The sequence below is a fragment of the Aquimarina sp. RZ0 genome (assembly GCF_008370685.1).
In the GTDB taxonomy this organism is placed as follows: domain Bacteria; phylum Bacteroidota; class Bacteroidia; order Flavobacteriales; family Flavobacteriaceae; genus Aquimarina.
The window spans coordinates 1-14,258 of sequence record NZ_VTZU01000056.1; the positions used below are offsets into that span (position 1 = coordinate 1).

The 14,258-nt window shown below is 30.3% G+C and carries 4 protein-coding genes and 1 pseudogene; 4 read left to right on the forward strand and 1 reads right to left on the reverse strand.

Translation table 11 applies throughout. The features are described from left to right. On the forward strand, positions 1 to 542 hold a 542-nt coding region (locus tag F0000_RS19350), incomplete at its 5' end, for an IS1595 family transposase (RefSeq protein ID WP_149626374.1). Positions 543 to 1,399: 857 nt separating this feature from the next. Here the strand turns inward: F0000_RS19350 and F0000_RS28350 are convergent. After that, positions 1,400 to 1,653 (reverse strand): annotated as a pseudogene (locus tag F0000_RS28350) (IS1595 family transposase); the annotation flags it as partial. Between the two features lie 905 nt (positions 1,654 to 2,558). Between F0000_RS28350 and F0000_RS19355 the strand changes: the two are divergent. Genes F0000_RS19355 through F0000_RS19365 form a run of 3 tightly spaced genes read left to right on the forward strand, consistent with a single transcriptional unit; the run spans position 2,559 to position 14,251 of the window. Further along, positions 2,559 to 3,077 (forward strand): UpxY family transcription antiterminator, encoded by a 519-nt coding sequence (locus F0000_RS19355; protein ID WP_149626375.1) that lies wholly within the window; start codon positions 2,559 to 2,561, stop codon positions 3,075 to 3,077. A gap of 21 nt (positions 3,078 to 3,098) precedes the next feature. Then, entirely contained in the window at positions 3,099 to 11,834 is an 8,736-nt protein-coding gene (locus F0000_RS19360) for a non-ribosomal peptide synthetase (RefSeq protein ID WP_149626376.1), read from the forward strand. Positions 11,835 to 11,857: 23 nt separating this feature from the next. Continuing rightward, positions 11,858 to 14,251: a TonB-dependent receptor gene (locus F0000_RS19365; RefSeq protein WP_149626377.1), complete on the forward strand. Its 2,394-nt coding sequence runs from the start codon at positions 11,858 to 11,860 to the stop codon at positions 14,249 to 14,251. Positions 14,252 to 14,258: the final 7 nt, after the last annotated feature.

Sequence of the window (14,258 nt, forward strand, 5' to 3'; positions counted from 1 at the left end):
ATCGAGAAAGGATTGCAAAAGAAATAGCAGATAATAAGGGAAAACTTAAGAGGGGAAAAGGAAGTCAGAAACAAGCCTCCATATTAGTAATGATAGAATCAAAGCCTGTAGAACCTTCCTCAAAATACAAGCATAAAACCAATAAAGTTGTAGGATATATAAAAATGAAATTAATTGATAATCTGGAAAAGAAGACTACCAATGAACAAGTGAAAACTAGTATTGACCCAAAAGCTGCTGCTACTACAGATGGAGCAAATAATTACAATGACCTTAAAGAACATCTGAAAGATCATAAAGCAGTAGTAATTCAAGATAAAAGCAAAACTTCAGAAATACTACCTTGGGTACACATTGCCATTAGCAATGCTAAAAGGCTATTATTAGACGTGCATCATTCTACAGGGATTGATTATTTGCAAAGTTATCTTGATGAATATTGTTATAAATTCAACAGAAGATACTTTGAATCCATATTTGATAGGGCAATAATAGCAGTGGTAGCTAGCAACTGGAAAATTAAGGTGCAAAATATCCGATAGTCATATAAAATATACTTCAATACTACCAAATAATAAAGGAAACTTCTACATCTTGTGTTTTTTAACTTTAAAAATTCCTGAGTGGAAGTTTTTTAATAGTTAATTCCATATTGAAAAATTTAATAGAAATAAAACTATCGAAAGAACAACTTTAACGTCAAAATAGAATAGTTTAAAAGACAAAATCTTAATACTTACTGAAGCAGATTGGTATCGTTGGATCTTTGTTTAAACGACAAATGAATCCTATTCTTTTTGTTCTGTTCGCGCTCATTCATCACCCGAAAAGTATTGAGAATGTCATTAAAAGCAGAATATTGTATTCTTTAAACCTAAAATCCTTTATTGGTTAGTTTAAGTAGACAATAGTTCTTAGCCTTATAATTATTGTGATAATCCTTTTTTACTGATTTCAGGAATTGAGCTTACAAGGAATCAACTCTCAATTAAAGTATCCAAAAATACTACCGTCATTTTTAATCAATTCAACGAGTATGTTAATTCTAAAGTTTCAATTTTTTGTGATAAATTATCACAACCAATGAATATTTTTTATAATCATTCACAAACGACTACAAATGTTTAATAGGAATTTAATACATTAATAATAAATGTATTACCAATAAAAAAAATGTGACTAAGAATAAAATTGGTTGGAAAATCTATTGTATCTCTTCAAAGAATTCCTTCAAGGTAAGGTTATGAATAGTTAATATCCTTAATAAAGTTTCAATAGTAAAATTATGTCCCGCTTCAACAAGTCAATAGGATTTACGCGGAAGATTATGATCTGTGGCAAAGGTCTAATAACTGGTATAACCAGCTTTTAGTCGGAGCAGTTTTATTTGTAGTACTCACATTAAAAACATAGAATGATACCAAGCCAAAAAAGAAAGATTAGAGTTTTCTATAATGGTATAATGGTAACACTTCGCAAAGAAGTTCGAAACTTGTAGGATTTACATTTATAACTTCACTTTCCTTTAAGCCAATAATGATTCTTACCTTAACATTTCTTGCAAATGAAGCCTTGTTCATCTCTTTCTTCTTTAAAGTGTAATCGGTGAGCTTCTTCACTACCAAATTCTGCTGCAAAACTGAAAATATTCATAAAATACGTTCACAATTGATCGTGTTAAATCTAAATTAAAAGTAGTTTTTGTAACATTTAGAAATTTAATAAGTTGTTTAGGATGAATTGTTTTTCTTTGAAAGAAAAACAATTCTTACCAGAAGTGAAAAGTTAATATAAAGTTAATATGTAATACGACTGGTAACAATTGAATTGCGGCTGACACATATATGTACGATTCATTCTTTTGGATTTTGTATAAATATTCACATAAACTTTCAAGAATAATTTCTTTATTCTTGAAAACATGTACTCTTATTCTCATAGGAAAAAAGATGATTGGGAGTGCAAGAAGCGAAGCTGTGTGTTTTTGGTATTTAGGAAATTGCAATCGAATCATACAAGTATATAAACTTGTTATAGAAATTTAGTATTATTTAAGATATATAAAAGTTAAATAACAGTTAATAAAAAAGAGTTATATGATTGAAAATCATATTGTTAAAATTGATTTTTGTGCAAGTGCCGATGTGTTACGGTTTAACCGTATTTAATTTTGGTGGGTGCTTTATTATTTTTGAATTATTAAATTGAACTGATCAAGAAAACCTGATAAGATAATATGATGGACTTTTTTGATTTGTTATTACCCTACCATTTATTATGTTCAATTCTATAAAGTTTTATGTGGAATTGATATTATTTAGAAAATTGACGATTTCTTAACTATATCTTGAGTTTAGATTTTGACACTTTTCTAAGTTTACTTTGATTCTTTAAATTTTTTGTATTAAAAGATTTTGTGAGTCGAAACGGCGTAGCCTTGTTTAAAATTAACTTCTTTTTCGATAATTAAATTTTTTAAAGATTAAATAAATAGTCAATTACTTTTTATTGAATGGATAGTATTTACTTTTATTTATTAACCAAATCATACTCAAAATATGTCAACCACTCTTAAACTTGGATGGTACGTCCTTTATGTACGATCCTGTCAAGAAAAAAAAGTACATCAACTTTTACAAGAAAATCAATTTGAATCTTTTTTACCAATGATTAAAACCGTAAGACAATGGAGTGATCGAAAAAAAACCATTTATAAACCATTTTTTCCTTCTTACGTTTTTGTAAATATTCGTTCGCCTAAAGAATTTCATAATGTACTTAACGTAAAAGAGGCATGTGCCTATATTCGTTTTGGAAAGGAATATGCGAGGGTTACTGATAAAGAAATTGATCAAATAATGCTTTTGGTAGGTGATAAGAATATTATCGATATAGAAACAAGTGTTGTATTTCCTAAAGTAGGAGAAATAAAAAAGATAAACTATGGTTCATTAAATGGATTGGACTGTGAGATTATAGAAGCAAATAATTGCAACAAAATTATTGTAAGAATTGATTCATTACAACAAAATATAATAGCAACAATTCCTTTGCATTCTTTAATACTTGCGTCATAAAAATCATTAATATTTTTTATTTTGAATAATCTTAAACAAAAACTGATAACCAATTATTGGTTAACTAAAATAAAAAATTTTTCACCTGTAATTACTGAGTCTTTTTTAAGGAAAAAGGAAACAATATTGATTACATATGAAGATCTTCTGTATTTCTCAAAACTCACAAATGAGAATGCAATTGCAGAATATACTTTTCTGTTAAGTGTTTTCAATGCACTGCTTTGTCGTTATTTTGATGTCAAAGGTTTGATCTATTCTTTGAAAAAAGAAACAAGAAAAACTCCCTTGTTAATTGATTTCAAAAGCATAAAGACAAAGACGTTTAAGAAGTATTTACAAGAGATAAAAAAAGAGGTTCTGGAAGCTTATAAATATTCTGGTTATGAAAAGGAGTTTCAAGATAAAAATCCTTTTGAAAAATATGCGACATATAGCTTTTTATACAATCAGGAAGCAACCAAATGTGATTTATCGACTCCTTTGGTGCTTTCTGCTAAAAAAACCAAAAAAGGATTAGAGTTATTAATTTTGTTTAATGACTATTTTGTTAATCCAATTGTCATTAATCATTTCTTGAGAACTTTTAGGAACTGGATATTAAATTGTGAATATTTTCTGGATGAAAATATCGAGAACCTTCCGATTCTAACTCAAGTAGAGAAAAGTCAATTATTAGATACTTTTAACGATACAAGGATAGAGTATCCAGGGAATAAAACTTTAAAGGTACTTTTTGAGGAACAAGTAGTAAAAACACCAGATAATATCGCTTTGATATTTGGAGATAAAGAGTTAACCTATAAAGAATTAAATGGAAGAGCTAACCAATTAGCGGCTTACTTACAGGAAAATTATGATATACGAGTAGGTGATTTGGTCGGTATAAAACTGGAAAGAAGCGAAAACTTATTAGTTGTAATTTTAGGAGTACTTAAGGTAGGAGCTGCTTATGTTCCCATTGATATTAATTATCCTCAAAATCGTATTGATTATATTGAAAAAGATAGCAATTGTAAGGTAGTTATTGACGCAGATTATATAAATGATTTTGATATTGTAAAGGAACAATACAGTACAAAAAATATAAGTAATATATTTACTACTAATGATTTGGCATATATAATTTACACATCAGGTACTACTGGAAACCCCAAAGGTGTAAAAATATCTAATAAAAACGCAGTAGCATTAATACATTGGGCACAAAAGGAATTTAAAGCAGAAAAATTTGACGTAGTTTATGCAGTTACTTCTCATTGTTTTGATCTCTCTATCTATGAATTTTTCTATCCTTTATCAATAGGAAAAAAAATACGATTGTTAAATGATGCTCTTGAAATTGGGCAAGTTATTGATTATGACAAGAACGTTTTGATTAATACGGTTCCATCAAGTATAAGAAATCTCTTTGAGAGCGGTGTCAATATAGAAAATGCTAATATTATTAACTTAGCGGGTGAATCATTTCCCATTGATATTGCAAATAAATTATTAAAAACGAAAGCGGAAATACGAAATTTGTATGGTCCATCAGAGGATACCACTTATAGCACGATTTATAGATTAAGTTCAGAAAAGAAATATACGGGAGCATCTATTCCTATTGGAAAACCTATATCAAATACTCAAGTTTATATTTTAGATGAGAATTTAGAGTTATTACCTGTCGGTGTTTCTGGAAGATTATATATATCAGGAGATGGGTTAGCAAAAGGGTATCTAAACCAAGAAGAACTAACTGCCGAAAAGTTTATTGAAAATCCTTTTAATAGAGGACAAAGAATGTATGATACTGGAGATATTGTCAGATGGTTGCCAGATGGAAATATTGAATTTTTGGGACGAAAAGATCATCAAGTAAAATTACGAGGATATCGTATAGAGTTACCCGAAATAGAAAATAGTATTCTTTCCTATTCAGAGGGGATTTTACAAGTGGTAGCCATTACGAAGGATGAAAAATTATTGGTATATTATACACAGAATACGCAAATAGATACAGAAGACTTAAAAAAGTATCTTAAGGATAGACTTCCGATATATATGGTTCCCAATCATTATAAGGTTCTAGAATCAATTCCATTAACACCCAATGGCAAGATTGATAGAAAGGCCTTAGCAGGTTTACCTAAAGATTATAAAAGGGATACTTCTTACGTTGCTCCAAGAAATGGAATAGAACAAGACTTGGTAGTAATTTGGCAAAAGGTTCTAGGGTTAAATAAAGTAGGAGTTACGGATAATTTTTTTGAATTAGGAGGACATAGTTTAATGATCGGTCAAGTGATTAATCAAATATATAAGAAACTAGGCTGTCATATTACTTATAAAGCATTTTTTCAAGATTCGACCATTAAAAGCATTAGTAAAGCCTTAAAAAAAGAAAATTATATATCTATTCCATCAACTCCTAAGCAAGAATATTACCCATTGACGCCTGCTCAACATCGAATTTGGGTATTAAGTCAACTAGAAGGAGGGAATATTGCTTATAATATGCCAGGAGTAGTAGCTCTGAAAGGAGAGTTAGATGTTAATATGCTTAGAAGTGCATTTGATCTATTAATTGATAAACATGAAATATTAAGAACATGTTTTAACCTGAATGGAGATGGAGAATTAAGCCAATGTATTGCCGATAAAGAATTGTTGAATTTTGATATTACACTTCTTGATTTTCAAGACAAGACAAAGAAAATCGTAGATAATTACTTAAATCAAGAACAGTCAAAGCCATTTGATTTAACAAAAGCTCCTTTGCTAAGGGCATATTTGTTAAATATGGAAAAAAATGAGTATTTATTTTCTTTTGTAATGCATCATATAATTGGCGATGGTTGGTCAATAGAGCTATTGATTTCAGAAGTAATTACTATTTATAATGAACTTTTGAAGAACAAAAATTTCGAAAATGAAGTATTGTCCTTACAATACAAGGACTATTCAGTTTGGTTGCAATCACAATTGGATCTGGATATGTATAGAGTTTCAGAATCTTATTGGTTGAAAAAATTTCAAGGAGAACTTCCAATACTAGATTTACCAAGTTTTAAAAAGCGCCCATTAATACAAACTTATAATGGTAAAACCGTTAATCATCAGTTTTCCAAAGCGTTTTTATCAAGGTTAAAAGAATTTTCCAGAACAAATAATGCAACTTTGTTCATGACCCTAATGGCAGGGGTTAATGCCTTACTATACCGTTATACAGGGCAGGATGACATTGTCTTAGGAACTCCTATTGCCGGAAGAGAGCACCCTGATTTAGAACACCAAATAGGGTTATACTTAAACACAATGGCTATTCGTACACAATTAAGAGATAGTCTTAGTTTTAAAGAATTGTTACAACAACAAAGAAAGAGTTTATTGGAGGCCTATGAACATCAAAGTTATCCATTCGATGCATTAATTTCTAAATTAAATGTAAAGCACGATACGTCTAGGTCGGCATTGTTTGATGTGATGGTTGTATTACAGAATCAAAATCAAGTTCAATCAATATCTTCGACAAATCTTACACTCGAAGGTTTAGAGGTAGAAAAATACGATTTGAAGAGAAATACTTCCCAATTAGATGTTAGTTTTACTTTCGTTGAGGAAAATGGAAAACTCAATTTAGAGATCGAATACAATACAGACATCTACGATGAGTTTTTGATAACTCGAATGTTTTTGCATTTTGAAAATCTTATCAATCTCGTAATCGATAGACCAAAAGAAAAACTCTCATCAATAGATTACCTAACAGTAAAGGAATCTAAACAAATTCTAAAGGAATTTAGCAATGAAGAAGTAAATTTTCCGAAAGAAAAAACAATTGTAGATTTATTCGGGGAGCAGGTGGTAAAAACACCAGATGAAATAGCTATTATCTTTGATGAAAATAAGTTGACCTATACAGAATTAAATGAAAGAGCTAATCAATTAGCAATTTATCTTCGAAGAAATTACGATATCCAACCTGATGATTTATTGGCTATAAAACTTGATAGAGGCGAAAACCTATTGGTAGCTATTTTAGGTATTTTAAAATCAGGAGGAGCCTATGTTCCAATTGACACCAATTATCCTGATCATCGTATCGACTATATTGAAAAGGACAGTAATGCTAAAGTAATTATTGATAAATCTCTTTTCGATCAATTCGAGAAGGAAAAATCGAATTATAATAAAAAGAATATAGTTCCTATTTCATCACCGGCCAATTTGGCTTATGTTATTTATACTTCGGGGACTACAGGTAATCCAAAGGGAGTAATGATAACTCATAGAAATGTGGTAAGTATCTATTCTGATTGGAAAAAACAATACGCATTAGATACTTTCAAAATTAATTTGCTTCAGTTGGCTAGCGTTTCCTTTGATGTTTTTGTAGGTGATATCTGTCGATCTTTGTTAAATGGAGGTACAATGATAATTCCTACTGATCATGTTAAATTAAATCCAGAAGATCTATATAAACTAATAGAAAAACATCAGGTATCTATATTTGAAGGTACTCCTGGTTTACTATTGCCTTTACTGGATTATATTAAGAGAAACAACAAAAAATATAACTTTCTGAGACGTATAATTTTTGGTTCGGATAGTTTTAATAACGAGGTTTTTAATAATATCAAAGACCAATTTGAATCTACAGATTTAAAGGTGATAAATAGTTATGGAGCTACTGAAGCCACCATTGACTCTACTTTTTATGATGAACATAATTCTGATTTACAAGGAACCACACCAATAGGAAAACCTTTTCCTAATTCATCGGTTTACATCTTAGATTCTTTTGAAAATCCTGTTCCAATTGGAGTATATGGGGAACTCTACATTGGTGGAGCAGGAGTGAGTAAAGGATATTACAATAGACCAGAACTCACTCAATCAAAATTTATTAATATAAAACACGCAAAAAATAAGGTATATGCAACTGGAGATATCGGTAGATGGCTTCCTGATGGTAATATCGAATTTTTAGGTAGAAATGATTATCAGGTAAAAGTCAGAGGGTATCGTATAGAACTTGGTGAAATTGAGAGTGTTTTAAATGAGTTTTCTGATGATATTAATCAAGTTGTAGTCTCTGTGAAAGAGATAAATAGCGAAAAAACGCTCATGGCATATTATGTTTCGTCTGCATTGATCGAAAAAACAGAACTCAAAAGTTTTTTGTTAGAAAAACTACCTGATTATATGGTTCCTAGTTTTTTCATTCAGTTAGAAAAAATACCTTTGACACCTAATGGGAAAATAGATAAAAATCAATTACCTACCGTTACAGAAAAAGACGTTATCAAGAATACTTATATGGCGCCTAGGAATGAAACGGAAAATAGATTGACTCTACTATGGAAAGAACTTCTTCAGGTTGATGCTATAGGTATAAGAGATGATTTTTTTGAATTAGGTGGACACAGTTTAAAAATAACCAAGCTTAAAAATCGTATCGCCAAAACCTTTGATGTTAGCTTAAGTTTTAACGATCTTTTTTTAAAGACGACTATAGGAGAACAAGCGACTCTTATAACAAATGCATCCCATAAGGAATATCAAGGTATTCCTAAAGCTCCTGCTCAAGAATATTATCCGTTGTCGTCATCTCAACTTCGTATATGGATGCTTAGTCAATTTGAAGGTAGTAGTATAGCATATAATATGTCAGGAGTTTTCGATGTTAAGGGAACTATAAAATCAGAAGCGTTACAAAAGGCTTTTGATACCCTGGTGCAGCGCCACGAAGTATTACGAACACAATTTATACAGAAGTCATCTGGCGAAGTATGGCAAAAGGTGTTGGGGCCTGAAGAAACTAATTTCAAACTTGCCTATAAATTTCAAAATAAGGATACCTCAAATAAAAATATAAAAGAAACTATTGAAAATGAGGTGAAATATACATTTGATCTTGAAAAGGAATGTTTATTAAGGGCTTCATTATTGCAAATAAAGGAGAATCAATTTGTATTAGTTGTTGTTATTCATCATATCATCAGTGATGGTTGGTCAATTGATTTGCTAACGAACGAATTGTTTACTTTATATAATGCCTATATTCACGGGAACGAAAATCCTTTAGAGCCTTTATCTATTCAGTACAAAGATTTTGCCGTTTGGGAACAAAAAGAGCTTGATAATTCGAAATACAACCATGCTAAAGAGTATTGGTCAAGACGATTTTCTGGTAAAATTCCCGTATTGGAACTCCCATACAAACAGAAGAGGCCATTATATAAAACCTATGAAGGAAGGATCAAAAATACTTCTTTTTCAGATGAGAAAATTTTTAAACTTAAATTACTCTGCAGAGAAAATAATAGCACCCTTTTCATGGGATTAATGACTCTTGTGAAGATACTTCTATATCGATATACCAATCAAAAAAATATTATTATTGGAAGCCCTATTGCGGGAAGAGAAAATATACAGCTTCAAGATCAATTAGGGGCGTATGTTAATACACTGGCTTTACTAACACAGTTTGATGGAAAGCATAGCTTTTTGGAGGTTTTACAAAAAGTAAAGCTAACCACAATGCAAGCGTATGCAAATCAATCTTATCCCTTTGACAGATTAATAGAAGACTTAAAACTTCCTAGAAATTTAAATCGTAATCCACTTTTTGACATAATGGTTACGCTACAAAATACTGATCAGGAACAAAAAGAATTTAATTTTATTGATGGAATCGTGATCAATGAAATTCAAGTTTCCGACGAAATTGCTTGCAAGTTTGATCTTGATTTTGTGTTTGAAGAAATTGATGAAGGCATCAAACTATCACTTATTTATAATACCTCTCTATTTGATGATGATTTTATAGTAGATTTTTGTAATCAGTTTGGTAATCTTATTGAGAACAGTATAAAAACTCCACAAACACCAATTCATGACTTGCAAATATTAACAAGTAGAGAACATAAAACGTTATTAAATAAGGGAACATCAGTTAAGAATATTGCACTGGATTCTGATAAAACTTTTTTGAACTTTTTTAAAGACTGGACAGCAGAAACTCCCGATGCTATAGCTTTACAGGATAATAAAACTCAGTTGACATATGACGAATTGGATAGAAAATCGGATGGAATTGCAGTATATCTAAATAAGGTAAGCCCTAAAAAGGAAACTACGATAGGAGTTGTATTGGATCGCTCTGTAAGCACTGTAGTGGTATTATTAGGAATTCTGAAATCAGGGAAGGCTTATATTCCATTGGATCCTACATTTCCTATAAAACGATTAGAATTCATTGTTTCGAATAGCGGAACTAAAACACTGATCTGGGACGAGCAATTCTCTTTTTTCGATAATAAGGAAATTAGAATGCTAACTACATCGACCTTATTTTCTGAAATTAACCATAATAAGTTGATCATTGATACAAAAGAATTGCCCAAGGCAAAAGATACGGCTTATATTATTTATACATCAGGATCCACAGGAAACCCTAAGGGTGTTGAGGTTGGGCATTATTCTTTAATGAACTTTCTTTTAAGTATAAAAGAAAAACCGGGTATCCAAGCTAAAGATGTTTTATATGCAGTAACAACCTATTCTTTTGATATTTCCATTTTAGAGTTTTTTGTTCCATTAATTTCGGGAGCTGTTTCTTTTATAGCACATAATGAAACTTTATCTGATGCTCAAAAAATTATAGAAGATATTGAAAGAGTAAAACCAAACATAATTCAAGCTGCGCCAAGTTTCTATCAATTACTATTTAATGCGGGATGGAAAGGAAATAAAGAAATAAAAATACTTTGTGGAGGAGATTCTTTAAGTGAAGCATTAGCCTCTCAATTACTTTCATCAAGCAAAGAATTGTGGAATATGTATGGCCCAACCGAGACTACGATTTGGTCTAGTACTAAACAAGTAAAAAAACCTGGTGATTCTTACAATATTGGAAATGCCATTGACAATACTTCATTGTATGTATTGGGTGAACATAAAGAATTATTACCAAAAGGAGCACAAGGGGTATTGTATATTGGTGGTGATGGACAAGCCAAAGGATATTATAAAAATAAGCTCTTGACTAAAGAAAAATTTATTAAAAACCCTTTTGGTAAAGGATTATTGTATGATACAGGAGATATAGTGCGATGGAATAGTGAAGATGAGTTGTTGTTCTTAGGAAGAAATGATTATCAAGTGAAAATTAGGGGATATCGTATAGAACTAGGAGATATTGAAACAAAACTTAATTTTATTGATAACATAAATCAAGCTATTGTAATTGCAAAGAGAGATGCTTTAGATGAAGCAGTTTTAATTGCTTTTTATACGAGCGATTCGGAATTAAAAACTTCAGAACTGAAAAAACAGCTGAAAAAAGTATTACCAGATTATATGATTCCGAATCAATTTGTTTTGATAAACGAATTTCCTTTGACACCTAATAAAAAAATAGATAGGAAAGCATTGTCCGAAATGCATATTAGGGTTGATACTCAAAAAGAATATAAAGAACCAATAACAGAAATTGAGAAAAAACTTGAAAATATATGGAAAGAGTTTTTTGAATTAGAAAAGATAAGTATAAATGACAATTTTTTTGATTTGGGAGGACATAGTTTAACAGCTACTAAGCTAGTAAGCAGAGTTCAACAAGAATTTTCAGCAAAAACATCTATCAACAAAATATTTGAACATCCAACCCTAGAAGAACAAGCACGAATTATTGAAAATATACAATTACTAAATCAAAAATCAGCAGAAGAAGATATAGAAACCCAATTTGAAAACTTTACAATTTAAAACAGATAAACTACCCTTACTTTATGAATAAAATATTAACCTATTTGCTTTTTTTTATTAGTTTCAGCATGACTGCTCAAGTACAAATAACCGGAAAAATAATAGATAAAGAATCGAATCTTCCTATCGAATTTGCCGAGATCGTCTTAATCAATGGAGATTTTGAAAACCCTATTGGAACTATAACTAATGAATCTGGTATATTTAAATTAAAAGTGAATTCGAACATATTATATACTCTACAGGTATTTTATGTAGGGCAAACATTATACAGTCAGGAAATTACTGCAAATAAGGATATTGATTTAGGGATTATTGAAGTACAAAATTCTCAACAATTGGAAGAAGTAATTATAGCAGCCAAAAAGAAATTGGTTGAACGAAAGATTGATCGACTTGTCTTTAATGTAGAAAATTCTACTAAAGCATCTGAAGGAAATGCCTTGGAAGTACTCAAGGTAACTCCAGGGGTACGTGTACAAAATGATAATATAACTATGATAGGTAAGAGTAATCTTAAGGTGATGATCAATGACAAAATTGTTCAATTATCAGAGCAAGATCTTGCGAGTTTCTTAAGATCTGTTTCATCAGAAGATATAAAGAATATAGAAGTGATTACTACACCTCCAGCAAAATACGAAGCAGCTGGTAATAGTGGTCTAATAAATATTAAACTAAAAGAAGCAAAAAAGGACTCGTGGAATGCACAATTAAAATCATATTACAGACAAAGACGTTATCCGTCAGGATCTTTAGGAGGAAATTTTAACTTTAACAAAAACAAATTCAGTATCGCTTCCTCGATTAATTATAGAGATGGTGATTATTTTCAAGAACAAGATGATTTTGCTTTTTTTACTGATGGACTATGGCATACTTCATCACCTTTTAGAGCTAATATAAAAGGATTAAATGGAAGAATTGATGTCAATTATAATATTACATCCAAGTGGTCTATGGGAGCTCAGTACCTATATAATAAAACTGATTTTTCCGTTACTGATGCACCCTTTACAATTGTTACAGATAATAATACAAATAATATTCTACGTTCATTACAATCTGATGGGACCATGGATTTAAGCCCAGAAATCCATTCTGTAAATTACAACAATGAAATTAAAATAGATACTACAGGACGGAAAATAATGGTGAATCTAGACTATTTTAAATACGATAATCCCGATACTAAAACTTATAATGGTAGGTCAATCATAAACGATCCTTTCTCAGAACAATTCTACAGAGGAATTAATACAAATATTCAAGATATAACTAACTATTCTGGGAAAATAGATATTGAGTATCCAACACCTTGGGTAAATCTAAGTTTTGGAGGAAAAATATCCGTTTCAGAATCTATAAATGATATTTCACTTTTCAATAGTGGTCTAGTAAATAATCCAATTACCGACTTACCACTTTCTCAAAATGACTTTCAATATGATGAAAACATACAGGCAGTCTATCTCTCTCTAAATAAAAAATTCAATGATAAATGGAATACCCAGTTAGGGATTAGATTCGAGTCTACACAAACAACATCTATGTCTGATAATTTGAATCTTAATTTTGATAATGATTATGATAGGTTCTTTCCAACATTGTATATTTTTTATAAGGCAACAGAAAACTCAACATTTGCTTTCAATTACAGTAAGAGAATTGAAAGACCTAGTTTTTTTCAGCTGAATCCTAACCTTTATTTTGTAAACCCTTTTCAAACTATCGAGGGAAATGCTTTTTTACAACCAGCATTTATTGATAATTTAGAATTCACAAATACTTATAAGAATTTTGTAACAAAATTATATTATAGTTATGAGGATGACATGTTTTCTCAAGTTCCGTTACCCAATTCGGACACCAACCTGATACGGTTTACAAATGAAAATTTTATTAACACTCAACGCTTTGGAATTTCTGAAAATTATTCTTTTGATCGTATTTCTTGGTGGTCCAGTAACAACAGTTTTGACTTAAATTATTCTATTTCCGAGTTCACTTTGGAACAAGAAGAAGAAGATCAAAGAGGTGTTAATGCAACAATTTCTAGTTATAATGATTTTATACTTAATGAAAGTAAAACATTTCTCTTTGGGTTAAATTATTGGTATAGTTTTCCAGGAGTCAATGGAATTTTTGATACAAAATCTTCTAGTTCTTTTTCCGTATCATTACAGTGGTTACTGCTAAACAAAGATTTAAATATTACCTTGAGAGGGAATGATCTTTTTAGATCTTCTGCAGAAAGAACCGAAACTACTATAAATGGTGTTTTTCAGACAGCTCGTTATTATTATGATAGTCAATATTTTCAGTTGTCCCTAAGTTATAAGTTTGGTAATAAGGATATAAAAGCAAAAAAACACCAAACAGGAAATAAAGAAGAGAAAGGTCGTACAGGAAATTAATGTAAAT